The 24522-nt window shown below is 71.9% G+C and carries 21 protein-coding genes; 3 read left to right on the top strand and 18 right to left on the bottom strand.

The window, feature by feature from the left end; genetic code table 11:
• Window positions 1-195 precede the first annotated feature (195 nt).
• Window positions 196-1020, top strand: a complete 825-nt coding sequence (locus ACFYXS_RS09330) for a class I SAM-dependent methyltransferase (RefSeq protein WP_389245565.1) — start codon at window positions 196-198, stop codon at window positions 1018-1020.
• 23 nt (window positions 1021-1043) lie between these two features.
• Here the strand turns inward: ACFYXS_RS09330 and ftsH are convergent, their stop codons facing one another.
• The 7 genes from ftsH to ACFYXS_RS09295 all read right to left on the bottom strand — a co-directional run bounded on the left by ftsH (window position 1044) and on the right by ACFYXS_RS09295 (window position 11246).
• A complete protein-coding gene (gene ftsH, locus ACFYXS_RS09325) occupies window positions 1044-2993 on the bottom strand; it encodes an ATP-dependent zinc metalloprotease FtsH (RefSeq protein WP_389245563.1) in 1950 nt (649 codons plus the stop codon).
• A gap of 36 nt (window positions 2994-3029) precedes the next feature.
• Entirely contained in the window at window positions 3030-3545 is a 516-nt protein-coding gene (locus ACFYXS_RS09320) for a GNAT family N-acetyltransferase (RefSeq protein ID WP_389245561.1), read from the bottom strand.
• A 74-nt stretch (window positions 3546-3619) separates the two neighbouring features.
• Window positions 3620-5152: a signal recognition particle protein gene (gene ffh, locus ACFYXS_RS09315; RefSeq protein ID WP_389245559.1), complete on the bottom strand. Its 1533-nt coding sequence runs from the start codon at window positions 5150-5152 to the stop codon at window positions 3620-3622.
• Window positions 5153-5236: 84 nt separating this feature from the next.
• On the bottom strand, window positions 5237-7714 hold the full coding sequence (locus ACFYXS_RS09310; protein WP_389245557.1) for a [protein-PII] uridylyltransferase: 2478 nt from the start codon (window positions 7712-7714) through the stop codon (window positions 5237-5239).
• A gap of 61 nt (window positions 7715-7775) precedes the next feature.
• A complete protein-coding gene (locus ACFYXS_RS09305) occupies window positions 7776-8114 on the bottom strand; it encodes a P-II family nitrogen regulator (RefSeq protein WP_319659731.1) in 339 nt (112 codons plus the stop codon).
• Window positions 8111-9463 (bottom strand): ammonium transporter, encoded by a 1353-nt coding sequence (locus tag ACFYXS_RS09300; protein WP_389245554.1) that lies wholly within the window; start codon window positions 9461-9463, stop codon window positions 8111-8113. The genes ACFYXS_RS09305 and ACFYXS_RS09300 overlap by 4 nt, the downstream gene beginning before the upstream one ends.
• Before the next feature lie 319 nt (window positions 9464-9782).
• Complete coding sequence (locus ACFYXS_RS09295; protein ID WP_389245552.1) at window positions 9783-11246, bottom strand: hypothetical protein; 1464 nt, start codon at window positions 11244-11246, stop codon at window positions 9783-9785.
• Window positions 11247-11539: 293 nt separating this feature from the next.
• On the opposite strand from ACFYXS_RS09295, the gene ACFYXS_RS09290 reads away from it, so the two are divergent.
• Window positions 11540-12214 carry a bifunctional DNA primase/polymerase gene (locus ACFYXS_RS09290; RefSeq protein ID WP_319659735.1) on the top strand — a complete coding sequence of 225 codons (675 nt, stop codon included), beginning with the start codon at window positions 11540-11542 and terminating at the stop codon, window positions 12212-12214.
• A gap of 97 nt (window positions 12215-12311) precedes the next feature.
• Here the strand turns inward: ACFYXS_RS09290 and ftsY are convergent, their stop codons facing one another.
• The 6 genes from ftsY to ACFYXS_RS09260 all read right to left on the bottom strand — a co-directional run bounded on the left by ftsY (window position 12312) and on the right by ACFYXS_RS09260 (window position 19958).
• Window positions 12312-13538, bottom strand: coding sequence for a signal recognition particle-docking protein FtsY (gene ftsY, locus ACFYXS_RS09285; RefSeq protein ID WP_389245549.1), 1227 nt, complete (start codon window positions 13536-13538; stop codon window positions 12312-12314).
• A 161-nt stretch (window positions 13539-13699) separates the two neighbouring features.
• Window positions 13700-15160 (bottom strand): sugar porter family MFS transporter, encoded by a 1461-nt coding sequence (locus ACFYXS_RS09280; RefSeq protein ID WP_389245547.1) that lies wholly within the window; start codon window positions 15158-15160, stop codon window positions 13700-13702.
• Between the two features lie 170 nt (window positions 15161-15330).
• A complete protein-coding gene (gene smc, locus ACFYXS_RS09275; RefSeq protein WP_389245545.1) occupies window positions 15331-18888 on the bottom strand; it encodes a chromosome segregation protein SMC in 3558 nt (1185 codons plus the stop codon).
• 175 nt (window positions 18889-19063) lie between these two features.
• On the bottom strand, window positions 19064-19252 hold the full coding sequence (locus ACFYXS_RS09270; RefSeq protein ID WP_389245543.1) for a hypothetical protein: 189 nt from the start codon (window positions 19250-19252) through the stop codon (window positions 19064-19066).
• Between the two features lie 168 nt (window positions 19253-19420).
• Window positions 19421-19609: a hypothetical protein gene (locus ACFYXS_RS09265; RefSeq protein ID WP_389245541.1), complete on the bottom strand. Its 189-nt coding sequence runs from the start codon at window positions 19607-19609 to the stop codon at window positions 19421-19423.
• A 67-nt stretch (window positions 19610-19676) separates the two neighbouring features.
• Window positions 19677-19958 (bottom strand): acylphosphatase, encoded by a 282-nt coding sequence (locus ACFYXS_RS09260; protein ID WP_389245539.1) that lies wholly within the window; start codon window positions 19956-19958, stop codon window positions 19677-19679.
• A gap of 229 nt (window positions 19959-20187) precedes the next feature.
• Here ACFYXS_RS09260 and ACFYXS_RS09255 point away from each other — a divergent pair, with 229 nt between their 5' ends.
• Complete coding sequence (locus ACFYXS_RS09255) at window positions 20188-20973, top strand: CAP domain-containing protein (RefSeq protein ID WP_389245536.1); 786 nt, start codon at window positions 20188-20190, stop codon at window positions 20971-20973.
• Between the two features lie 124 nt (window positions 20974-21097).
• Here ACFYXS_RS09255 and ACFYXS_RS09250 read toward each other — a convergent pair whose 3' ends face one another.
• The 5 genes from ACFYXS_RS09250 to ACFYXS_RS09230 form a co-directional block, all read right to left on the bottom strand.
• On the bottom strand, window positions 21098-21670 hold the full coding sequence (locus ACFYXS_RS09250; RefSeq protein ID WP_389245534.1) for a hypothetical protein: 573 nt from the start codon (window positions 21668-21670) through the stop codon (window positions 21098-21100).
• A 228-nt stretch (window positions 21671-21898) separates the two neighbouring features.
• A complete protein-coding gene (gene mutM, locus ACFYXS_RS09245; RefSeq protein WP_389245532.1) occupies window positions 21899-22780 on the bottom strand; it encodes a bifunctional DNA-formamidopyrimidine glycosylase/DNA-(apurinic or apyrimidinic site) lyase in 882 nt (293 codons plus the stop codon).
• Between the two features lie 85 nt (window positions 22781-22865).
• Window positions 22866-23612, bottom strand: coding sequence for a ribonuclease III (gene rnc, locus ACFYXS_RS09240; RefSeq protein WP_389245530.1), 747 nt, complete (start codon window positions 23610-23612; stop codon window positions 22866-22868).
• 19 nt (window positions 23613-23631) lie between these two features.
• Entirely contained in the window at window positions 23632-23805 is a 174-nt protein-coding gene (gene rpmF / locus ACFYXS_RS09235) for a 50S ribosomal protein L32 (RefSeq protein ID WP_026251550.1), read from the bottom strand.
• 2 nt (window positions 23806-23807) lie between these two features.
• Window positions 23808-24434: a YceD family protein gene (locus ACFYXS_RS09230; RefSeq protein ID WP_389245527.1), complete on the bottom strand. Its 627-nt coding sequence runs from the start codon at window positions 24432-24434 to the stop codon at window positions 23808-23810.
• Window positions 24435-24522: the final 88 nt, after the last annotated feature.

Genomic DNA, 24522 nt, shown 5'->3' with positions numbered 1-24522 from the left:
ACGTGAATCGACGGGGCGCGCCCCGGCCGCCGGTTCGGCTCAATCCCCGCCTTCAAACCTCTGGACTACGGCCCGGAAGGGGAGTTGGCTGACCTAGGGGGCATGCGCCGCGTAACCGTGAACATGCGCGGCGTAACGGGGGAGCGTACGAGGAAAGCTTTCAGCGAGACCGCGACGCGGCTGAAGGGGCGATCTATGACACCTACGCTCGCACACCCACGCATCCACCGGGCCGACGGCAGGGCGCGGGACTGGGCCGAGATCCAGGAGCGGATGCTCGTCCCGCTCTACGAAGCCGTGCACGAGCGCCTGGGCGTCGGCACCGCCACGCGCCTGCTGGGCGTCGGCTGCGGTTCGGGGCTCGCGCTGCTCATGGCCGCCGCCCGCGGGGCCACCGTCACCGGCTGCGACCCCGACGACCACCGGCTGGCACTCGCCCGGCAACGACTCCTCCCCGCCCCGCAGTGGGGCATCCCCGCACCCTCCCGCGGCCGCACCCGGCTCGTGCCCGGCGGACCTGAGGCGGCCGCCGCGCCCGGTGCGCAGCCGTTCACGATGATCACCGCGTTCGACCCGGCGGCGCTGCCGTCGGGCCTGGTACCGGCGCTGCGTGCGGCGGCCGGCCTCGCCGAGCGCGGCAGCCCCGTCGTCCTGGCCGGCTGGGGACCGCCCGAGCGGTGCGCGACGGGACGGGTGCTGCGGGTCGCCGCACGCCTCGCCGAGCCGCGCGGCGCCGCGGTGGAGACCCGTCTCAGCGGCCGGGACGACCTCGAGGACATGGCCCGCGGCGCGGGTCTGCGCCCGGACGGCTCCGGCCGGGTGTCCTGCCCGTTCGGCTACCCCGACATGGACAGCGCGGTCCGCGGCCTGGTCTCCACCGGGCTCTTCGACGCGGCGGCGGCGGCCACGGACGTGGACCAGGTCCGCAAGGAACTGCGGGAGGCACTGCACCCGTACCGGCGCGCGGACGGCACGGTGCGGATGGAGAACGTCTTCCGCTACCTGGTCGCGCGGGTCTGAGCCCAGGACCGGCGGACCGGGCCCTACTCGAGGTTCCCGGACGGCTTCTCCAGCCGGGGGATGCCGGCGGCCGCGTACGCCTCGCTCTCCTCCAGCGTCTCCGCCTCCAGGAGCCGCTCGGCCAGCGAGTCCAGCTGCTCGCGGTGCTGGTCGAGGAGGCGGCAGGCGGTGCCGTAGCACTCGTCGACGATGCGGCGCATCTCCGCGTCGACCACGTCGAGGGTGGACGGGGCGGCGGACAGCCCGTACGGCTGCTGGGCGTCGGCCGGGATCGCCGACAGCGGCCCGACCCGGTCGCTCATCCCCCATCGGCCGACCATGCCGCGCACGAGGTTGGTGACCTGCTCCAGGTCGTTCTCGGCGCCGGTGGTGATCACCCCGAAGACGACGTGCTCGGCGGCCATGCCGCCGAGGGCGCCGATGATGCGGCCGCGCAGGTACTCCTCGCTGTAGGCGTAGCGGTCGGAGTCGGGGGTGGAGAGCGTGACGCCCAGGGCGCGGCCGCGCGGCACGATGGTGATCTTGCGTACCGGGTCGGCGCCGGGCTGCAGCATGCCGAGCAGCGCGTGGCCGGACTCGTGGTACGCCGTGCGGCGCCGTTCCTCGGGAGACAGGACGAGCGGCCGCGCCGCGCCGAGCTGCACCTTCTCCAGGGCGTCGGACAGCTCGCTCTGCCCGACGGTCTTCTTGCCGCGTTTGACGGCGAGCAGCGCGGCCTCGTTGGCGAGGTTGGCGAGTTCCGCGCCCGTCATGCCGGGGGTCGCGCGGGCGATCCGGGTGAGGTCGATGTCGGCCTGGAGCGGGACGTCGCGCAGGTGGATGCGGAGGATCGCCTCGCGGCCGGTCCGGTCGGGCGGGCTGACGTGCACGGTGCGGTCGAAGCGGCCCGGCCGCGTGAGGGCGGGGTCGAGCACGTCGGGACGGTTGGTGGCGGCGATGACGACGACTCCCTCGGAGCCGGAGAAGCCGTCCATCTCGGTGAGGATCTGGTTCAGGGTCTGCTCGCGCTCGTCGTGGCCGCCGAGTCCGCCGGCGGCGCCGCGGGCGCGGCCGATGGTGTCGATCTCGTCGATGAAGATGATCGCGGGGGCGACCTTGCGGGCCTCGGCGAACAGCTCGCGCACCCGGCCGGCGCCCACGCCGACGATCATCTCGATGAACTCAGAGGCCGAGGCGGAGAAGAACGGCACGTCGGCCTCACCGGCGACGGCCCGCGCCAGGAGCGTCTTGCCGGTGCCGGGCGGTCCCGCGAGCAGCACGCCGCGCGGCATGCGCGCGCCGAGCGCCCGATAGGCGTCGGGCCGCTTGAGGAAGTCCACGACCTCGTTCAGCTCGGCCTCGACCTCGTCGATGCCGGCGACGTCCTCGAAGGTGGTGCGCCGGCCCTCGTCGGGCCGGATCGGCACGGGCGTCTTGCGGCCGAAGCCGCCGAGCCCGCCGAGGCCTCCCCCGCCGGTCAGCCGGCTCATGCGGCGTGCGACGAAGAGCCACAGCAGGACCAGCAGCAGCACCGGCGCCAGCGAGAGCGCGATGTTGTAGAGGATGCCGCGCTGTTGGACGACGGGCTGCGCGGTGACGGTGACCTTGTTCTTCGTCAGCGCGCCCCACAGGTCGTCCTTGGCGAAGACCGGTCGCTGGGTCTTGAACTGGGTGTACGTCTTCTCCCCCGAGCTCTTGGGCGCGGGGGCGGCCTCCCTGAGCTGCCCCTCGATGGCGTCGCCCTTGGAGTAGATCTTCGAGATGTTGTTCGCGGCGAGCTGCCGGCCGAACTCGGAGTACGAGATCGTGGTCGGGCGTGATCCGGCGACCAGCGACAGCACCAGGTCGGTGATCAGGAACACGGCGACCGCGGCCAGGATCATCCCGCCCCAGCCGCCCAGTCTGCGCCGTCGCCGGGTGGGCGGCGACGACGGAGCTCCCTCCGCCCGCCACGGGTCGCCCGGGTTCTTCCGGGGCGGTACCGAATTGGCCATATTGGCACCATACGGACAGCCGCCCGAGTGCGCCCCTCAGGCTCCGGGCCACTCCTCGGCGGTGAGCGCGAAGCGCTCGTGGTCCCGCCAGGCGTCGTTCAGGTAGAGCATCCGGGGCGAGAAGCCCTCGTGGCGGAAACCGAGCCGCTTGGCCATGGCGACCGAGCGCTCGTTCTCCGGCTGGACGTTGATCTCCAGCCGGTGCAGGCCCAGCCCGCGCGGCTCCGCGGTGAAGCAGCGGTCCACCACCAGGCGCAGGCCCTCGGTCATCCGGCCGGTGCCGACGAAGGGCATGTAGCTGTCGTAACCGAGCGAGGCGTTGCGGAAGCGGCCCATGGAAATGTTGGCCACGTTGCACTTCCCGGCGATCTCGCCGGTCTCCTCGTCGATGATCAGGAAGGTCCGCAGGACCGGCCCCTGGCGGCGCAGCAGTTCCGGCAGCCCGTCCGGCTCGACGGGATTCCACTGGCCCACGTGCTCGGCCGAGCGGAGGACGGCCTCGCGGTACGCGGGAGCGTCGGCGAATTCCGGTGGGCGGATGTGAACGCGCATACGTCCATCATGCCCGTACGACGGAGGCGCCCCCGTCGCGGGGGGCGCCTCCGGGCACGACACGGGTGACGGGCTCAGCCCATGAACTTCTTGAACTCGTCGGGCAGTTCGAACTGGTTGCCCTCGTCCTGCGGGGCCCCGAAGGCATTGCCGGCCTGCTGCTCCCGGCGGGCGGCCGCGGCCTTCTCCTCCTCGGCGCGCTTCAGCGGGTTGCCGCTCTGGCGCTTGCCCTTGGCCTTCTTCTGCTGCTTCTTCTGGCGGCCGCCGCCCAGGCCCGGCATGCCCGGCATCCCGGGGATGCCGCCCTGGGCCATCCGGGACATCATCTTGCGGGCCTCGAAGAACCGCTCGACCAGGCCCTTCACCGCGCTGACGTCGACACCGGAACCGCGGGCGATGCGGGCCCTGCGGGAACCGTTGATGATCATCGGGTCCTGGCGCTCGCCCGGAGTCATCGACTTGATGATCGCGGCGGTGCGGTCCACGTCGCGCTCGTCGAGGTTGTTGATCTGGTCCTTGATCTGGGCCATGCCCGGGAGCATGCCGAGCAGCTTGGAGATCGACCCCATCTTGCGGACCTGCTCCATCTGCTGGAGGAAGTCGTCGAGGGTGAACTCCTTGGGGCCCTTGGCCAGCTTCTCGGCCATCTTCTGGGCCTCGGCCTGGCTGAAGGTCTGCTCGGCCTTCTCGATCAGGCTGAGGACGTCGCCCATGCCGAGGATGCGCGAGGCCATCCGGTCGGGGTGGAAGGCGTCGAACTCGTCCAGCTTCTCGCCGTTGGAGGCGAACATGATCTGGCGGCCGGTGACGTGCGCGATCGACAGCGCGGCACCACCGCGCGCGTCGCCGTCGAGCTTGGACAGCACCACACCGTCGAAGCCGACGCCGTCGCGGAATGCCTCGGCGGTGTTGACCGCGTCCTGGCCGATCATGGCGTCGACGACGAAGAGGATCTCGTCGGGCTGCACGGCGTCGCGGATGTCCGCGGCCTGCTGCATCATCTCGGCGTCGATGCCGAGGCGGCCGGCGGTGTCGACGACCACGACGTCGTACTGCTTGCCCCGGGCGTGCTCGATGGAGTCCTTGGCCACCTGCACCGGGTCACCCACGCCGTTGCCGGGCTCCGGGGCGAAGACGGCGACGCCGGCCCGCTCACCGACGACCTGGAGCTGGTTGACGGCGTTGGGGCGCTGGAGGTCGGCCGCGACGAGCAGCGGGGCGTGGCCCTGGGTCTTCAGCCAGAGGCCGAGCTTTCCGGCCAGCGTGGTCTTACCGGCACCCTGCAGACCCGCGAGCATGATCACGGTCGGCGGCTGCTTGGAGAATCGCAGGCGGCGGGTCTCGCCACCGAGGATGCCGACCAGCTCCTCGTTGACGATCTTGATGACCTGCTGGGCCGGGTTCAGCGCCTGTGAGACCTCGGCGCCCGCGGCCCTCTCCTTGACCTGCTTGATGAACGCTCGGACCACCGGCAGGGCGACGTCCGCCTCCAGCAGCGCGATGCGGATCTCGCGCGCCGTGGCGTCGATGTCGGCCTCGGAGAGGCGGCCCTTGCCCCGGAGGTTCTTGAATGTCGCTGCGAGGCGGTCGGAAAGGGTGTCGAACACGTCGGTCGCGGATCCTCAGGTCGGGGGCGGGAGGTAGGTCGCCCTCCAGGGTATCCGCCCGGCCCGTGAAAGGTCTCCATGGCGTCAGCGCAGAGCCCGCTCCACCTGGTCGGCGATCTCGGCCGCGCGTACGTCGGGAAGCGGATCGCCGTTGCCGTCGGTGACGTAGAACGCGTCCACCGCGTTGGCGCCGAGCGTGCTGATCCGGGCGGAGCGCACATTGACGCCCGCCGTCTCCAGGGCGCGGCCGATCCGGTGCAGCAGGCCCGGGGCGTCGTGCGCGCGGACCTCGATGACGGTCGCCGCCTTGGAGGTGCCGGGCGCGACGGTGACCCGCGGCGGGGGCGGGGTGACGCCGCGCCGCCGGGGATACGCCGACTCGCGCTCGGCGAGCCGGGTCCCGATGTCCAGTGAGCCCGCGAAGGCGCGGGCGAAGTCGTTGCGCAGCCGGGCCGCCTCGGGCAGGGAGCCGTACTCGGCGGCCACCCGCCAGCGCAGCAGGGTGACCGGGCCGTCATCGATGGGGTCGACGGTGCGCAGGTCGGCGGCCCGGACGGTGAGCCGGTGCAGGGCGAGGACACCGGCGGCGGCGGCCAGCAGACCTGGGCGGTCCGGCACGGCGAGCAGCAGCTCGACGCCGACCGGCTCGGGCTCGTCGTCCGCCGCGGCACGCGGGGCGTCGTCCGGGTCCGGCTCGGCGTGCGCGTGCAGCGCGATCACCGGCCCGCGGGTACGGGCGGCCTCGACCGCCAGGCGCTCCTCCTCGGCGGTGGTCTCGGGCGCCGCGGGCTCGGGCACCTCGCCGGTCGCCAGGACGGCGGCGACCCGCTTGACCAGATCGGCGACCAGGGAGGCCCGCCAGGCGCTCCACGCGGCGGGACCGGTGGCCAGCGCGTCCGCCTCGGTGAGCGCGTGCAGCAGCTCCAGGGTCTCGGTGTCGCGCACGGTCTCGGCGACGCCCTCGACCGTGACCGGATCGTCCAGGTCGCGACGGGTCGCGGTCTCGATCAGCAGCAGGTGGTGGCGGACCAGCAGGGCCAGCGTCGCGACGTCGGCGCGGCCGAAGCCGAAGCGGGCCGCGACGTCGCGCGCGATGACCTCGCCCGCCTCGGAGTGGTCGCCGGGCCAGCCCTTGCCGATGTCGTGCAGCAGGGCCGCGATGAGCAGCAGGTCGGGGCGGCCGACCCGGCGGGTCAGCCGGGAGGCGCGCACGGCGCACTCGATCAGGTGCCGGTCGACGGTCCACACGTGCACGGCGTTGCGCTGCGGGCGGCAGCGCACCCGGTCCCAGTCCGGGATCAGCCGGGTGATCATGCCCTCGGCCTCCAGCGCCTCCCACACCGGGACGGTGGACTCCCCCGCCCCCAGCAGCGTCACCAGCTGCTCGCGGGCCTCGGCCGGCCACGGCACCGGCAGCGGGCGGGTCGCCTGGGCGACGCCGAGCCGGCGGACCGCGTGCAGGGACAGCGGCAGGCCGTTCTGCGCGGCGGCCGCGGCGGCGCGCAGCGGCAGCGCCGGATCGCGTTCCGGCCGGACCGTACGCGCGAGGACGGCCTCGCCCTCGTGCTCCACGACCCCCTCGGCGAGCGGGGTGCGCTCGGCCGCCGCCGCGCTCTGCTCGGGGCGGCCGAGGCCGAGCAGACCGCGCCGGCGGGGCCGCGACTGCCGTGAGCGCAGCACCCGGCCGACCTCGCGCCAGGTGACGTCGAAGGCGTAGGAGACGGTGCGGGCCGACTCGTACACCTGGCGGAGCAGGGTGTCGGCGTCCAGCAGGCCGAGGGCGGCGGCGACCTGGTCCTGCTCCTGGAGGGCGAGGCGGTCGGTGGCGCGGCCGGTGACGAGGTGCAGGGCGTCGCGGGCGTCGAGCAGGCGGGTACGGGCGTCCTCCAGGCCCTCGCGGGGCGCGTCGGCCAGCCAAGAGGCGGCCACGGCGCGCAGTGCCGTGGCGTCGCGCAGGCCGCCGCGGGCCTCCTTGAGATCGGGTTCGAGGAGGTAGGACAGCTCGCCCTGGCGTTCGGCGCGCTCCAGGCAGAGCTCGTGGAGCGCGGGGAGCCTCTTCGGGGCCTGGTTGCGCCAGTCGGCCAGGACGGCGGTGCGCAGGGACGCGGTGAGGGCGGCATCGCCCGCGATGTGGCGGGCGTCGAGCAGGCCGAGCTGGACTTTCAGGTCCTCGGCCGCGGTCCTGCGGGCCTCCGCCGGGGTGCGGACGGAGTGGTCGAGGGCGACGCCCAGGTCCCACACGGGGTACCAGACGCCGTCCGCGAGGGAGGCGACGGTGGCGGCCTTGCCGGTGCCGTCGTGAAGGAGCAGCAGGTCGAGGTCGCTGCGCGGGGAGAGTTCGGCCCGGCCGTAGCCGCCGACGGCGACCAGGGCCCAGGTGCCGGCGCCGGCCCGGGCGGCCGCCCCGTGGGCGAGCGCCGCCAGCCAGCGGTCGGTGATGTCGGCCAGCGCCCTGCGGCGCGACGGTCCGGAGGGACCGTCGTCGTTCAGCAGCGCCAGCCGGGCGGCGGCATAGCCCTCCGGGGTGTTGTCGCCGGCCCTGGCCTCGACGCTCTCCGTCACACTGTCTCCCGTCGCCGTGCGAACGGGGCGCGGCCGGAGTCCGGCCGCGCCCCGCGCTGTCTCAGAGTGCGTCCGGCCCGCGCTCGCCGGTGCGGACCCGGACCGCCGTGTCCACCGGCAGGCTCCAGACCTTGCCGTCACCGATCTTGCCGGTGCGGGCCGCCTTGACGATGACGTCGATCAACTGGTCGGCGTCGCTGTCCTCGACCAGCACCTCGATGCGGATCTTCGGGACGAGGTCGACGGTGTACTCGGCGCCCCGGTAGACCTCGGTGTGGCCCCGCTGACGGCCGTAGCCGCTGGCCTCGGTGACCGTCAGGCCCTGGACGCCGAAGGCCTGCAGCGCCTCCTTGATCTCGTCCAGCCGGTGCGGCTTGACGACCGCGGTGATGAGCTTCACGCGTCCACCTTCTTCGACGGGGCAGCCTCGGTGCCCTTGCCACTGCTGTTGTCCAGGGAGGAGACCAGGGCGCGCGCGGCGCCGGCCACACCGGCGAAGTCGTAGCCGGTCTCCGCGTGCTCGGCCTGGTCGATGCCCGCGACCTCGGTGTCCTCGCTCACCGTGAATCCGATCACCAGGTCGATGAGCTTGGCAAGGATCGCCGACGCGATCAGGGAGTAGAACAGGACCACGCCGACGCCGAGGAACTGCTTCCACAGCTGGTCGAAGCCGCCGCCGTAGAAGACGCCCTTGGCGGTCTGGCCGACGCCGCCGGTGGCCAGGAAGCCGATGAGCAGGGAGCCGACGATGCCGCCGACCATGTGGACGCCGACCACGTCGAGGGAGTCGTCGAAACCGAACCGGTACTTCAGGCCGACCGCGGCTGCGCAGGCCACACCCGCGATGACACCGACCGCGATGGCGCCGAGCGGGCTGACCGAGCCGCAGGCCGGGGTGATGGCGACCAGGCCGGAGACCGCGCCGGAGGCCGCGCCCAGGGTGGTGAAGGAGCCGTGCTTGATCCGCTCGTAGGCGAGCCAGCCCAGCATGGCGGCGGCGGTGGCGACCTGCGTGTTGGTGAAGGCCACGGCGGCGACGCCGTCCGAGGCGAGCCAGGAGCCGGCGTTGAAGCCGAACCAGCCGAACCACAGCAGACCGGCGCCGAGCATGACCAGCGGCAGGTTGTGCGGCCGGAACGGGTCCTTCTTGAAGCCCACGCGCTTGCGGATGACGAGGATCACGCCGAGCGCCGCCGCACCGGCGTTGATGTGCACCGCCGTACCACCGGCGAAGTCGATCACGCCGCGGGTGAACAGGAAGCCGTCGGACGCCCAGACCATGTGGGCGACCGGGAAGTACACGACCGTGACCCACAGCGCGACGAACAGCGCCCAGGCGACGAACTTCACCCGGTCCGCGAGCGCACCGCTGATCAGGGCGGGGGTGATCACCGCGAACATCAGCTGGAAGACGGCGAAGACGTAGACCGGGATGGAGTAGCCGTCCCACAGCTGGGAGATCCCGATGTTCCGCATGCCGGCCCAGTCGAGGCCACCGATGAAGGCGTTGCCGGAGTCGAAGGCGAGGGTGAAGCCGTAGAGCGTCCAGAGCACCGTGACGATGCCGATGGCGATGAAGCTCATCATCAGCATGTTCAGGACGCTCTTGACCCGCACCATGCCGCCGTAGAAGAAGGCGAGGCCAGGGGTCATCACGAGTACGAGTGCGGCGCTCAGCAGCATGAACGCCGTGCTACCGCTGTCCAACTTGGGCGTGTCTGCGGCAAGCGTCAAGATGCCTGCTGCCATCGGCGTCTCCTCGTCATCCGGACGGCCCGTGCGGGAAGTGGGCTCTGTGGGCCGGTTTTCGCCATGAGGTTGTCCCAGGCGGGTTTCCGTGGGCGCCACCCGGTGTTTCGAGGCCGTGACGAAGAAGTCGGCTGTGTTACGTCACGGTGAACCGCAGCCCCAGCGTAAGCCGCCGTGACTGCTCCGTGACCATGAGCGGGGCCGACACGCTGTATACGGGACCGGCCGCGGACGGCCACCCGGTTGACCTGGCATGGGGGAGCCGAGTCGGGCTGTCGGGATGGCCGGCCGCGGCCGGAGTACTGGGGTGGTGGCTGGATCAGGCCGTTTCAGCGGCCTCGGGGAGGGCGCTGGCGAGACGGTCGGTGAGCTGGGCGACCTCGGCCACGTCGCCGTACTGGCGCAGGGCGGAGTCGGCGGTCTTCCGGATGCGGGTGTTGACCCGTTCGGAGCGCACGTGCCGGGCGACGTCGATGGCCTGCACGGTGAGGCGTGCCGCCTGCTCGGGTTCCTTCTCCAGCAGGTGCACCGTGGCCATGCCGATCAGGTTGAGGGCGTAGGCGCGCTGATGGACGCTGTCTTCGGCGAACAGATTGACGGCCTTCTGCATCACCGGACGCGCCAGTGAGGCGTACGCGGGGCTGCGGCCGGCCACATAGGCCAGGTCGCGGTAGGAGTGGGCATTCTCCGCGTTGAGCTCGGCCTCGTTGAAGAAGCTGATCCAGTCGGGGTCCTCGGAGGCGGTGGAGTCCGAGAAGGCGTCCTCGGCCATGCGCACGGCCCGGTGGCACTTGTTGACCTGACCCATGGTGGCGTACGCGCGGGCCTCCACCGCGTGCAGCATCGCCTGGGTGGTGGCGCTCGCGGTGCCGCGGCTGCCGTACTGCGCCAGATGGATGAGTTCCAGTGCGTCCTCGGGCCGGTCCAGGTGGATCATCTGACGGCTCATGCTGGACAGGATGAACGCGCCCAGCGGCTGGTCGTCGGCCTCCTTGGCGGCGTGCAGCGCGAGGACCAGGTACTTCTGGGCGGTGGGGTGCAGACCCACGTCGTAGGACATCCAGCCGGCGAGCGCGGCGAGCTCCGCGGTGACCCGGTAGAGCCGGCGGGCGACGACCTGCGGGTGCGGCTCCTGCAGCAGGTCGGTGACCTCGTGCAGCTGGCCGACGACGGCCTTGCGGCGCAGGCCGCCACCGCACTGGTTGTCCCACTGCCGGAACATCACCGTGGTGGCCTCCAGCAGCTCCAGCTCGGGGTCGGAGAGCTTCGGCCGGCGGTCGCCGGACTCACGGGGCGGTGGCATCTGCCCGTCGCCGCCGTGCGCGGGGACGGGCACCAGCCAGCGCTGCATCGGTTCCACGAGGGACGGGCCGGCGGAGAGCATCAGGGAGGTGCCGAGGAATCCGCGGCGGCCCAGCATGAGGTCGCTGCGCGAGAACTCGTTGATCAGCTGGATGGTCTGCGGGCCGGCCCACGGCAGGTCCACCCCGGTGGCGGCGGGCGGCTGGTGGGCGGGGCGCAGCCCCAGGTCCTCCACCGGGACGACGCAGCCGAAGCGCTCGGAGAACAGCTCCGACAGGATGCGCGGAATGGGCTCACGCGGCTGCTCGCCGTCGAGCCAGCGGCGCACCCGGGAGGTGTCCGTGCTGACGTGCAGCGCGCCCATCTGCCGCGCCCTGCGGTTCACCTGACGCGCGAGTTCGCCCTTGGACCAGCCGCTGCGCACGAACCATGAGGTCAACTGCGCGTTGGGCTGCTTGTCCTGTGTGCCGCCCACCGTCATGCCCCCATTCCGTCGCCCAACACCGCGGAGGTGTGGACCCGTTGCCTGGCTCGGCCCCCAAGTGCTCAGTGTGCTACGAGCCTTGCCTCCGGCATACCCGCCGGCCCGCATGCTCCCCGGGGCTTCCCAACCGAAAGTAATCCTACGATCACCCATCCGGCGACCCCCTTGCGGAAACGCCACCATTCGCCACCCCTTCGAATGAACTACATACCCACCCGGCGCGCTTCACTTGACACATGCCGATCAGGCACGGGCGTAACCATCGGCAACTGCGACCCGTTGGGGGTGTCATGGGCTTCACGATCGGCAGCATGCGGGAGATGCGACACATCCGCTCCGGCGCGCGCCGCCGCACGCACGCCTCGGCGTGCACCACCGTGGCGGAGTACACGGGGTTGTGCGGTTGGGCGGTGGCGCCGGGTGCGCGCGCCACACGCGGGGGCGGGCAGTGCTCCTGCGGGGACCCCGGCTGCAAGGCCCCGGGGGCGCACCGGCTGGACTTCGCGGGCGAGGTGCCGGCCGGCGCGACGCTGGAGGAGGCCGTGGCCGCGTGGGAGCGTGTGCCGGGCGCGGCACTCATGCTGCCCGTGGGACGCACCTTCGACGTGATCGAAGTGGCGGAACGATCCGGCGTACGCGCGCTGGTGCGCCTGGAGCGCATGGGACTGCGTCTCGGGCCGGTCGTCGCCACCCCGGACGGCCGGGCGCAGTTCTTCGTCGCACCGGGCGCCGCCGCGGAGCTGCCGCACCTGCTCTACCGCATGGGCTGGGACGACGCGGACCTCGATCTGCGCTGCCTCGGGCTCGGTGACGACATCACCGCGCCGCCCTCCGACCTCGGCGGCCTCGGCCCCGTCCGGTGGCTGCGGCCGCCGGCCCTGGACGCCGCCCAGCAGCCCCCCGAGGCGCGGCTGCTGCTCGGCACCCTGGCGTACGTCTGCCACCGCGACCGCGCCTACGCCTGAGCGGGCCGCCCGCACGGGCCGCGCCACCGCATGAGTAAGGGGCGCACTCCCTGGGAGTGCGCCCCTTACTCATGCACCTGTGTGCGTCCGTACGGGACTAGGAACCGATCAGCGCGTCCACGAACGCCTCGGGCTCGAAGGGGGCGAGGTCGTCCGCGCCCTCGCCCAGGCCGATGAGTTTGACGGGCACGCCCAGCTCGCGCTGGACCGCCACGACGATGCCGCCCTTGGCGGTGCCGTCGAGCTTGGTCAGCACGATGCCGGTGATGTCGACGACCTCGGCGAAGACGCGGGCCTGCACCAGGCCGTTCTGGCCGGTGGTGGCGTCGAGCACGAGCAGCACCTCGTCCACCGGGCCGTGCTTCTCCACGACGCGCTTGACCTTGCCGAGCTCGTCCATGAGGCCGGTCTTGGTGTGCAGGCGGCCGGCGGTGTCGATGAGGACGACGTCCGCGCTCTCGGCGATGCCCTCCTTGACCGCGTCGAAGGCGACCGAAGCGGGGTCGCCCCCCTCGGGCCCGCGCACCGTGCGGGCGCCGACCCGCTCGCCCCAGGTCTGCAACTGGTCGGCGGCGGCGGCACGGAAGGTGTCGGCGGCGCCGAGGACGACGCTGCGGCCGTCGGCGACCAGCACACGGGCGAGCTTGCCGGTGGTGGTGGTCTTGCCGGTGCCGTTGACGCCGACGACCATCAGCACGGCCGGCTGGTCCGCCCCGTCCGCATTGGGCTTGGCCTCGGTGTGCAGGGTGCGGTCGAAGTCCGTGCCGACGAGGTTCAGCAACTCCTCGCGCAGCAGGGTGCGCAGCTCCGTGGGGGTCCGGGTGCCGATCACCCGCACACGGGTGCGCAGCCGCTCGACCAGCTCCTGGGTGGGTGCGACACCGACGTCCGCGGTGAGCAGGGTGTCCTCGATCTCCTCCCACGTGTCCTCGTCCAGGTGCTCGCGGGAGAGCAGGGTGAGCAGCCCCTTGCCGAGCGCGTTCTGCGAGCGGGAGAGCCGGGAGCGCAGACGCACCAGGCGGCCCGCGGTCGGCTCGGGGAGCTCGATCGCGACGGCGGCGGGGGGTTCCTCGACGAGGACACCCGGGCCCGCGGCCTCGTCCGAGTCGGGGAGCTCGACCTCTTCGATGGTCCGGCGGGGTTCGTCCCGCGGTTCCTCCGCCTCGTCGCCGACATGGGGTTCGGCTGGAGGCGCGGTGATCGTCGGGGTCTCGGTGGGCGGTGCGGGGGGCAGCTGCTTCCTGCGGCGGCTGCCCACCACCAGCCCGCCGGCCGCGAGGATCACGACCAGGGCGATGACTACGGCAAGAATGACGGTTTCCATAACCCGTCCAGTATCGGTCACGCGGCGCCCTCCCCAGGGAGCCACCCGGGCACGGGTTCCCAAGTCCGCTCAACTGACGGCCTGTCAGTGAACGAACGGCGCCGCTCCCGGTCCTGATCCGGACCGGGGGCGGCGCACCCTGCGACGCGGGGGCGGCGGGCCTAGCCCATCTCCTCCAGGGTCTTGCCCTTCGTCTCGGGCACGAACTTGAGCACGAAGGGGATCGACAGGAGCGCGAAGGCCGTGTAGATCACGTACGTCAGCGACAGGTTCCAGTCGGACAGGCTCGGGAAGCTGGCGGTGATCACCCAGTTGGCGATCCACTGCGCCGACGCGGCGACGCCGAGGGCCGCGGCCCGGATGCGGTTCGGGAACATCTCGCCCAGGAAGACCCACACCACGACACCCCACGACAGGGCGAAGAACAGCACGAAGGCATGCGCGCCGACCAGCGCCACGGCGCCCTCGGCACCCGGCAGGGTGATGTGGCCGCCGCTGCCGGTCTTGTGGGAGAAGGCCCAGGCGACCAGGCCCAGGGAGATCGCCATGCCCGCGGAGCCGATGAGCGCCAGCGGCCTGCGGCCGATCCGGTCGACGAAGACCATCGCGATCACGGTGCCGATGATGTTGATGATCGACGTGGTGAACGAGTACAGGAACGAGCTGCTCGGGTCGATGCCGACGGACTGCCACAGGGTGGCGGAGTAGTAGAAGATCACGTTGATGCCGACGAGCTGCTGGAACACCGACAGCCCGATGCCGATCCACACGATCGGGGCGAAGCCGAAGCGCCCGCCCAACAGGTCCTTGAACGTGGACCGGTGCTCGCTGCTCAGGTGGGAGCGGATCTCGGCGACGCGGGCGTCGGCGTCGACACCCTCGCCCTCGACGTCGCGCAGCACCTCCTTGGCGTCCGTGAGACGGCCCGCGGAGATCAGGAAGCGGGGCGACTCGGGGATCGCGAAGGACAGCACGCCGTACAGCACGGCGGGCACGACCATCACGCCGAGCATGAGCTGCCAGGCCTCGACGCCCAGTACATGGCCGCGCTGGTCGCCGCCGGCGGCCTGGAGGATGCCCCAGTTGACGAGCTGGGACACCGCGATGCCGATCACGATCGCGGCCTGCTGGAACGAGCCGAGCCGCCCGCGGTAGGCGGCGGGGGCGACCTCCGCGATGTAGGCGGGGCCGATGACCGACGCCATGCCGATGGCGAAGCCGCCGATGATCCGCCAGACAGCCAGGTCCCACAGGGCGAAGGGCAGCGCGGAGCCGATGGCGCTGACGGTGAAGAGCGCCGCGGCGATCCGCATCACCCGGATGCGGCCGATGCGGTCGGCGATCCGGCCGGCGGTGGCGGCGCCGATGGCGCAGCCGATCAGCGCGATGGCGACGACCTGGGCGAGTGCGGCGGAGCCGATGTCGTACTTCCCGCGGATGCCCTCGACGGCGCCGTTGATGACGGAGCTGTCGTAGCCGAAGAGGAAGCCGCCCATGGCGGCGGCCGCGGTGATGAAGATGACGTGGCCGAGCTCGGCGTGGCCGGCCGTGCCGGCCTTGTGTGTGGTGGTGGTCACTGGTGAATCTCCCGGACTCTGCGTGGAGCCCACAGGTGGGGGCATGAGCTACGAGTGCCGGGACCCCCCAAGTCACCATCACTCGAACACTAAGAGAACATCGCCGACCCTAATCATTCAAGCTTCAAAGTCAAAACGCGTACTTTGACCTCACAAAGGAAGGTGATCCGCCTCCAGGCCCCTTCGATTGTTCACAGGTTGAACCCAAGTGGCCGTCATGCCTTCAAGCGCTGGCTGATCACCTTCGAGACGCCGTCGCCCTGCATGGAGACGCCGTACAACGCGTCCGCCACTTCCATGGTGCGCTTCTGGTGGGTGATCACGATCAGCTGTGAGCTCTCCTGGAGCTCGCGCATGATGCGGATCAGCCGCTGCAGGTTGGTGTCGTCCAGCGCCGCCTCGACCTCGTCCATCACGTAGAACGGGCTGGGCCGCGCCTTGAAGATCGACACCAGGAGTGCCACGGCGGTCAGCGAGCGCTCGCCGCCGGACAGCAGCGACAGGCGCTTGACCTTCTTGCCCGGCGGTCGCGCCTCCACGTCCACACCTGTGGTCAGCATGTTCTCCGGGTCGGTGAGGATCAGCCGGCCCTCGCCTCCCGGGAAGAGCCGCGAGAAGACGCCCTCGAACTCGCGCGCCGTGTCGTGGTACGCGGAGGTGAAGACCTGCTCGACGCGCTCGTCGACCTCCTTGACGACCTGCAGCAGGTCGGCGCGGGTCTTGCGGAGGTCCTCCAACTGCTCGGACAGGAACTTGTGCCGCTCCTCCAGCGCCGCGAACTCCTCCAGCGCCAACGGGTTGACCTTGCCCAGCTGCTGGTACGCGCGCTCCGCCGCCTTCAGGCGCTTCTCCTGCTCGCCGCGGTGGTAGGGGCGGGGCCGGTTGCGCGGGTGCTCCGGGTCCTCCGGCAGCTCCTCGCCCTCGGCGGGCGGCGACGGCGGCACGAGCTGGTCCGGGCCGTACTCCGCGATCAGACCGGCCGGCTCGACGCCGTGCTCCTCCAGCGCCTTGACCTCCATCTGCTCGATGCGCATCCGCTTCTCCGCGCCCAGCACCTCGCCCTTGTGCACGGAGTCGGTCAGCCGGTCCAGTTCGGACTTCAGCTCCCGCCCCTGGCGGCGCTCGGTGTCCAGCTCCGCCTCGCGCTCCGCCTTCGCCCGTTCGGCCGCCGCGCGCTCCGCCTCGGCACGGGCCAGGGACACCTGCACGTACGCGAGCAGGCCGTGCGCGCCCTTCAGCACCGCGGACGCGACCTGCGCCTCGTACGCCAGACGCGCCTTGCGCCGCTCCGCGCGTGCCCGCGCCTCCCGCTCGGCGCGTGCGGCCCGGTCGAGGCCGTCGGCGCGGCCGGCGAGACCCTTGACGCGCTCCTCGTGCGTACGCACCTGGAGCCGCGCCTCCATCTCCGTCTGACGGGCGTTGGCGCCGTCGGCGGCGAGCCGGTCGCGCACGGAGGTGTCGGGCTCCTCCTCGGCGGGCGCGGCCTCCGCCTCGCTGAGACGGAACGACAGCTCCTCGAACTCCTCTACGGCGGCCGCCATCGACTCCTCGGCACGCCCCACCGCGGCGGCCGAACGCTCCGCCTCCCCGGCCGCGGCCCGGGCCTGTCCGCCCAGCCGGCCCAACTGCTGGGCGACGGCGGACTTCTCCTTCTCGGCCGCGCGGCGTCTTTGCGTGAGCTCGTCGACCTGGCGGGCGGCCGCGGTCCTGCGCTCCTTCGCCAGGCCCTGCGCATCCGCGAGCTCCGTGCAGTGCACGGCGAGCGACTCCAGCTCCGCCGCCGCCTCGTCCACGGCGGCCTGGACCTCCAGCAGACTGGGCGCGCCGGCCGAACCGCCGTGGGCGAAGTGCGCGCCAAGGACGTCGCCTTCGGCGGTGACGGCCGTCACCGCGGGGTGGCCGGACACCAGGGTCTCGGCATCGGCGAGGGTGTCCACCACGACGTAGTCCCGCAGCAGCCGGCGCACCGAGGGCAGCAGCGAGTCGGGCCCGGCGACCAGCGAGGCGGCCGAACGGCTCCCCGGCGGAAGGGCGGCGCCCTCCGCGGACCCGGTGCCGCCCGCCACCAGCAGCGCCGCCCGTCCGGCGTCGTCCTTGCGCAGCAGGCGCAGCGCCTCCGCGGCGGCCGAGGGGCCGGTGACGGCGACGGCGTCGGCGGCGGCACCCAGCGCGGCGGCGACCGCGACCTCGTGCCCCGGGGCGACGGTGAGCAGTTCGGCGGCGGGACCGAGCAGACCGGCCAGCCGGTCGCCGGCGGCGAGCAGCGCGCCGGTGCCGTCCTTGCGGCGCAGCCCCATGGCCAGGGCGTCATGACGGGCCGCCAGGGCCGCCCGCCGGCGTTCCGCCGCGGTCGCGGCCTCACGGGCGGCGGAGTGCGCCTCGTCGGCGGCGGCCTGCTCCGCCTTCGCGGCGTCCAGGCGCTCGTCCAGCTCGGTGTCGTCGGCGTCCAGGCCCTCGACCCGGGCGCGGAGTTCCTCGTACTCCTCCTGCGCCGACTCCGCGCGCTCACGGGCCTCGTCGCGGGCGGCGGCGAGGCGGCCGATCTCGGCCTCGGCCGAGCCGGCCTTGGAGCGGGCGGCGTTGACCTGGCCCTGCAGCCGGGCCAGCCCCTCGCGGCGGTCGGCGATCGCCCGGGCGGCGGCCTTGAGGGCCTTGTCCTCATCGGCGAGACGGCGTTCGAGTTCGGCCCGGTGGTGGACCGTGTCGTCCAGGGCGCGCTGCGCGGCGTCCAGGGCCTCGGTGAGTTCGGCCTCCTGCTCGCGGATGCGGGCGGCCTCGCGCTCCATGTCCTCCGGGTCGCGGCCGCGGCGCTCCTCGGGCTGCTGCGCGGTGGCGTGCCGCACCCGCTGCTCGGCCAGGCCGATGGTGCCGCGGACCCGCTCGGCCAGCTGCGACAGCCCGTACCAGGTGGCCTGGGCGTCGGCCAGGCGCGGGGCCAGTGCCCGCACCTGCTCCTCCAGCCGGGTCTCACGCCGGCTCGCGGCGGCCAGTTCCGCCTCGACGGTGTCGCGGCGCTCCTTGAGCGCGGCCTCGTCGGCGACCTCGGTGCGCAGCGCCTCCCGCAGGGTCACCAGGTCGTCGGCGAGCAGCCGCAGCCGCGCGTCGCGCAGGTCGGCCTGGATCACCGCCGCCCGCCGCGCCACCTGGGCCTGCCGCCCGAGCGGCTTCAGCTGGCGTCGCAGTTCCCCGGTGAGGTCCTGCACACGGGCGAGGTTGGCCTGCATCGCGTCCAGCTTGCGCAGCGCCTTTTCCTTGCGCTTACGGTGCTTCAGAACTCCGGCGGCCTCCTCGATGAAGGCGCGCCGGCCCATCGGATCGGCGTGCAGCACGGAATCCAGCTGCCCCTGGCCGACGATGACGTGCATTTCGCGGCCGATACCGGAGTCCGAGAGGAGTTCCTGGATGTCGAGCAGCCGGCACGTGTCGCCGTTGAGCTGGTATTCGCTGCCACCGTTGCGGAACATGATCCGCGTGATGGTGACCTCGGCGTAGTCGATCGGCAGGGCGCCGTCGCTGTTGTCGATGGTCAGCGACACCTCGGCACGGCCGAGCGGCGGGCGACCGGTCGTGCCGGCGAAGATGACGTCCTCCATCTTGCCGCCGCGCAGTGATTTCGCGCCCTGCTCGCCCATGACCCAGGACAGCGCGTCCACGACATTGGACTTGCCGGAACCGTTCGGACCGACGACACAGGTGATTCCGGGTTCGAACCGCAGGGTCGTCGCCGAGGCGAATGACTTGAACCCGCGCAGGGTCAGGCTCTTGAGATGCACGCCGTGGGACTCTACCTGCCGGTCCCGGTTTCACCGAGGAATGCCGGGGGCACATGGAACGTGAGGGCGGAGATCATGGGAGGGTGAGGGGGAGGCAAAACGACGAAGGGACGCCGGGGCGTCCCTTGCACATTCCCAAACGGGGTCGTTTCCACTGATCGGCCGAAAGGTCGGATCAAGCGAGAACAGGCTCCGGGTGAGGTACGTCGACGAGCTCGCGCGAAGCGGCGGCAAGCGTGTCGTTCTCGGCCTGAATCCGTACGAGTTCGGTTTCCAGGTCCTGGACGCGCTGCTGCAGCCTTCGCATCTCGGAGAGAAGTCGCGGGTCGGGTCCGCCGACGTAACCGAGAAGCGCCTTTGCCATGATGGATGGTCCTCCACGCTGAGTGACCGACCGTTGTGCGGTGTGGGTCGTGGGTGAGGGGTTAGGAGACACCCGCGCCGTGTGCGCCGAGACTGCCCTTCGCCATGCATACAGCCGCGGTGCGCGGGGCTTCCAGCGTCTCACCAAATAGTTTGACGGTCAACACGATCACAGCCCGGCCGTCGGGAACGCCTGGGAATTCACGGTGCGTACCGGCACCGGGGGCGTCCCGCGTGGGGTGGAGGAAAGGGCCGGACAATGCTCCGGGAAGATCACCGAATCCTCGATGTCGGCAGCCTTCCACGCAGTGCGGGAAATGGCAACCTCCTTGACGCTCTTGCCAAGTGCGATTGCCATTGATCTTCGCTGTCCGTCCTACCTGCGAGGACGCGCCGCGATGAGCGGGGCGTCGACCCGGGGGGTCTCAGCGGATCGCGAAACCCTCGTAGCCGCCACGCGGCACTCCCCAGATCTCGGTGACGCCGTCGACGCGTCCGGGCGTGTCGCCCGTGCGCAGCGAGTGCAGCAGTCGGTCGCACAGAATACGGTCACCCTCGGCCACGACCTGGACCCTGCCGTCCGAGAGATTGCTCACATAGCCGGCCAGGTTTCCGATCTCCAGCGCGCTGGCCCGTGTCCACCAGCGGAAACCCACCTGGTGAACACGGCCGCGGACCCATGCGGTGAGGCGGACAGTCTCGTTCACGGAAGCACGCTAACCCGCCAGTTGCGCAGGGTTCACACCTGCCCCGCCTGTGTTTCGGTACAGTCACGGCGCAACAGGACTCACCCGAACGGGTGAACACCGTCGTCGATGTGAAGGACTGCACCGGATGGGCCGCCACAGCCGTAATGCCTTTGAGCCGGCGCCAGTCGCAGAGGCGCCGCGTCCCCGCGGCCACCGCAGCAACGCCCGGCGACGCAAGAGCAACCCCGTGCGCACCGGCCTCCTGGCCTCGTCCGCGGCGCTCGCCGTGGGCGCGATCGGCGTCTCCAGCGGCCTGCTGCCGTCGCCCGACGGCTCGGGCAGCATCTCGTACCACGACAACGGACCGGGCCAGATCCAGGCCGCCGGGATACCGAACTCCAGCAGCCCGCAGGATCTGGGCACCGTCCCCGCGGACCGCCCCTCCCAGCCGGCCAGCCGCGGCGACGCGCGCGCGACCCCGCCCAGATCGACGCCGCCCTCCGCCCCCGCGACCAGCGCGTCGCCCACGCCGACCCCCACGCCCAGCCGCACGGCCCCCACCACCGCCCCCACGGCGCCGCAGACCTCCGCCCCCGCGACGGTCGTGCCGACCACGCCTCCGGTGGCCACCGCCCCCGCCGTGGAGAACGGCTCCGAGAGCGCCGCCGAGGCCGCCGTCCTCGCCCTGGTCAACCAGCAGCGCGCCACCGCGGGCTGCCAGCCGGTCACCGACGACGAGCAGCTCGACGCGCTCGCCTCGGACTTCAGCGCCGACATGGCCGCCCGCGCCTTCTTCGACCACACCGACCCCGACGGCGACGACCCCTGGGACCGCGCCGCGCAGGCCGGCGTGAAGGACCTCGGCGGCGAGAACATCGCCCGCGGCCAGGCCACCGCGGAGGAGGTCATGACCGCCTGGATGAACAGCGACGGCCACCGCGCCAACATCCTCAACTGCGACTTCAAGACTCTCGGCGTCGGCGCGGTCTTCGGCGACGGTGGCCCCTGGTGGACCCAGGACTTCGGCTACTGAGAAGGCCGCGGGTCATACGGCCGGGCGGTCGTCATCGCAGGCTTGAGGCCGCATACGCGATCGCCGACGGTCCCGTCCGCGTATCGCGGGCGGGCCTCAGGGGCGGGTTTGGTCAGCCACGCGCTCACCGCGCGAACCGCTGCGGGGGTCGTGCGGTACGACTCAGCACGGCGCGCAACCGTTCCCGCCCCGCCCTGACACTCGCCTCCCACAGCCCCGCGACATCGCCGGACACCGACAGCAGCTGAAGGCGCTCCTCCTCGGCACGGAAGGCACCGCCTCCCACATTCTGATCCAGCATCCCCGTCGCGGTGAGCGCCGCATGGCCACAGGACACCCCGTCCTCCGCGCTCCCGGAGCGGTTTGCCAGGAGGGCGTGACGCAGGACGAGAGCGGCGAAGAAGGTGTACGTCTCGGCGATATCCGAGATCCCCTCCTCGCGCGGCTGAAGCTCGGGGAACTGCTCCAGCACGCCGACCCGATCGGAGGCATCGGCGAGCGGGCGGTCGGCGCACCAGAGGGCGTGCACGGACTCCACGCAGAAGTCCAGATCGACTTCACGGCCTCCTGTTCCGGCTCGCAACCCGACGAACAGCGGCGCCATCCGCTCGGCGCAGGCTGCCACGTACAGACGGACCGTCTCGTCGCCCGCACGACGCAGTCTCTCCGCGACGGCCTCCTGGACCAGCGTCCTCACGGTCACTCCTGCCTTGGGTTCGGATCAAAAGCGCAGACAGGCTGAGCGCAGGAGTCGGAGGGCTCCGCGAACCGGGACTCCAGCCCGGCGGCGCCGCTCCGCTCTCCTCCGTACACCTCGCTCCGCACAAGCTTCCGGACGGATGCACGCGTTCCGGCGTCCTTGGTCGGCGACCCCAGTGGGACTGCCGCGGACGCCGCACCGACAGGTGCTCGCGGCGCAGCGCGGCTACGACACGCCGGCGGGCGTGGGGCGCGGCGGGCGTTGACAGCGTGGACAGAAGTAGCTCGAGCGGTTCATCCACGGGCGGCGGCGGATCGGCGTGCCGCAGCGGCGGCAGGGCTCGTCCTCGCGGCCGTACGCGTCCAGGGAGCGGTCGAAGTAGCCGGACTCGCCGTTGACGTTGACGTACAGGCTGTCGAAGCTCGTGCCGCCCGCCGCGAGGGCGTCGCTCATCACCTCGCGGATGTGGGTGAGCAGCTCGTCGGTCAGCGGGCGGGTGAGAGTGGCGGTGGGGCGCTCGTAGTGCAGTTTCGTGCGCCACAGCGCCTCGTCGGCGTAGATGTTGCCGACGCCGCTGATCAGGGACTGGTCCAGCAGCGCGCGCTTGATCGTCGTGCGGCGACGGCGCAGCGCGGTGTGGAAGGCGGTGTCGTCGAAGGCGGAGTCGAGCGGGTCGCGGGCGATGTGCGACAGGGGCACGGGCAGCCCGTCGGGGTCGCCGGGGACCACTTCGTGCAGGGACAGGCCGCCGAAGGTGCGCTGGTCGACGAAGCGCAGTTCGGTGCCGAGGGTGTCGTCGAAGCCCATGCGGATGCGCAGGTGCGTCTCGGCGGGCGCGTCCTCGGGCTGGACGAGCAGCTGCCCGCTCATGCCGAGGTGGCCGAGGAGCGTGAGCGAGGAGTCCTCCAGCGGCAGCCAGAGGTACTTGCCGCGGCGGCGCGCCGGGCCGAAGGTCACCCCCTTCAGCCGGGCCGCGAAGTCCTCGGGCCCGGCGAGGTGCCGGCGGACGGCGCGCGGGTGCAGGACCTCCGCGGCGGCGACGGTGCGGCCGCTGACCCAGCGCTCCATACCGCGCCGCACCACCTCGACCTCGGGCAGCTCGGGCACGGCGGGCACTCCTCTCGGGGTTCGGCGGAAAACCGGAAGGGCCCGCCCGGACGGCCTGGGGCCGGCCGGGCGGGCCCGACGGTGTTCAGTTCACAGCAGCCGTGTCGCCGTCCCGCTTGGCGCGGATCGCACGCCACGCGGCCTCGGCGGCCTGCTGCTCGGCTTCCTTCTTGCTGCGGCCGGTGCCGGTGCCGTACTCGACACCACCGACGCGGGCGGCAGCCGTGAAGGTCTTCTCGTGGTCGGGTCCGGTCTCGGTGACCACGTACTCGGGGACGCCGAGGCCCTCGCCCGCGGTCAGTTCCTGGAGGCTGGTCTTCCAGTCCAGGCCCGCCCCGAGGTTGGAGGACTTCTCGATCAATGGATCGAAGAGCCGGTGGACCAGCTCGGACGCGGCGTCCAGGCCCTGGTCCAGGTAGACCGCCCCGATCACCGCCTCCAGCGTGTCCGCCAGAATCGATGCCTTGTCCCTGCCGCCCGTGCCCTCCTCGCCCCGGCCCAGGCGGACGAAGCTGCCCAGGTCCAGACCGCGGCCCACATCGGCCAGCGCGCGCGAGTTGACCACCGCGGCCCGCAGTTTCGCGAGCGTGCCCTCCGGGAGATCCGGGTGGCCGCGGTAGAGGGTGTCGGTGACCACCAGGCCGAGCACGGAGTCCCCGAGGAACTCCAGCCGCTCGTTGGTGGGCAGACCGCCGTTCTCGTACGCGTACGAGCGGTGGGTCAGCGCACGTACCAGAAGGGCGGGTTCGAGTGTGTACCCGAGCCGCCCTTCCAGAACCGCGGGGGACGAGGCTGCCTTACCGGCGTCTGTCGACGTTGTTCCGTCCGACATGAGGCCCCTCACCCGCCGATCAGACCTCGAGGACCTGACGACGGTTGTAGGTGCCGCAGCTCGGGCACGCGATGTGCTGCTGCTTCGGCTCGTGGCAACGCTCGCACGCCACCAGGCTCACGGGCGCAGCCTTCCACTGCGAACGGCGGTGGCGCGTGTTGCTGCGCGACATCTTCCGCTTCGGAACAGCCACGGCTACTTCTCCTGGTTCTCGTCGGCGCCCTCGTCGGCACCGCTCAGCTGAATGTCCTGCAGGGCCGCCCAACGGATGTCGGTGGCCTCGTGACGGTGGTCCGGGTCGTCCGCCAGCCGTGCCCCGCACTCGGAGCACAGACCGGGACAGTCGTCCTGGCACACCGGCTGCAGCGGCAGTTCGAGAACCACCGCGTCCCGCAGCACGGGTTCGAGGTCGAACAGGTCGCCCTCGAGGAGGTGAGTGTCCTCCTCCTCCGCGTCGTCACCGGCGTCGGCGGCACCATGGTGCCCACCGGTCCGGGTGTCGGCGTCGGGGTAGGAGTACAGCTCCTGGAACTCCGTGTCGAGCTCGCGCTCGACCGGCTCCAGACACCTTACGCACTCCCCCGAGAGCGGTGCGTGGGCGGTACCCGTGACGAGCACCCCCTCCATCACCGACTCCAGGCGGAGGTCCAGCGTGATCTCCGCGCCCTCGCGGACGCCGATGACCTCGATGCCGAGATCCTTCGGCGCCGGAACCGTGCGGGAGACCTTCTTCATCGCACCAGGACGACGGCCCAGCTCATGCGTGTCGAACACGAGCGGGTTGCGGTGGTCGAGGCGGGTGTTCAGAGCTCCTGCTTTCATCGGTTCGGTGCCCGTTCGTCCGGAGGACTGGCGGGCACGCCAAAGCGCCGGGGATCACACGGCCGAGGGATCAGGATACCGGTCCCTC

Origin of the sequence: Streptomyces sp. NPDC002574 (assembly GCF_042889545.1) — a bacterium.
Classification (GTDB): Bacteria; Actinomycetota; Actinomycetes; order Streptomycetales; family Streptomycetaceae; genus Actinacidiphila.
The sequence above is the reverse complement of the archived record's forward strand: the minus strand, read 5'-3'. Positions and strand labels throughout refer to the sequence as shown.

Coding starts and splice junctions, on each gene's coding strand:
- ACFYXS_RS09265 (WP_389245541.1), bottom strand. CDS start 19,609: ATGGCAATCGCACTTGGCAAGAGCGTCAAGGAGGTTGCCATTTCCCGC.
- ACFYXS_RS09295 (WP_389245552.1), bottom strand. CDS start 11,246: ATGACGGTGGGCGGCACACAGGACAAGCAGCCCAACGCGCAGTTGACC.
- ftsY (WP_389245549.1), bottom strand. CDS start 13,538: ATGGAAACCGTCATTCTTGCCGTAGTCATCGCCCTGGTCGTGATCCTC.
- ACFYXS_RS09290 (WP_319659735.1), top strand. CDS start 11,540: ATGGGCTTCACGATCGGCAGCATGCGGGAGATGCGACACATCCGCTCC.
- ftsH (WP_389245563.1), bottom strand. CDS start 2,993: ATGGCCAATTCGGTACCGCCCCGGAAGAACCCGGGCGACCCGTGGCGG.
- ACFYXS_RS09320 (WP_389245561.1), bottom strand. CDS start 3,545: ATGCGCGTTCACATCCGCCCACCGGAATTCGCCGACGCTCCCGCGTAC.
- ACFYXS_RS09230 (WP_389245527.1), bottom strand. CDS start 24,434: ATGAAAGCAGGAGCTCTGAACACCCGCCTCGACCACCGCAACCCGCTC.
- ACFYXS_RS09300 (WP_389245554.1), bottom strand. CDS start 9,463: ATGGCAGCAGGCATCTTGACGCTTGCCGCAGACACGCCCAAGTTGGAC.
- rnc (WP_389245530.1), bottom strand. CDS start 23,612: ATGTCGGACGGAACAACGTCGACAGACGCCGGTAAGGCAGCCTCGTCC.
- ACFYXS_RS09270 (WP_389245543.1), bottom strand. CDS start 19,252: ATGGCAAAGGCGCTTCTCGGTTACGTCGGCGGACCCGACCCGCGACTT.
- ACFYXS_RS09280 (WP_389245547.1), bottom strand. CDS start 15,160: ATGCCCCCACCTGTGGGCTCCACGCAGAGTCCGGGAGATTCACCAGTG.
- ACFYXS_RS09330 (WP_389245565.1), top strand. CDS start 196: ATGACACCTACGCTCGCACACCCACGCATCCACCGGGCCGACGGCAGG.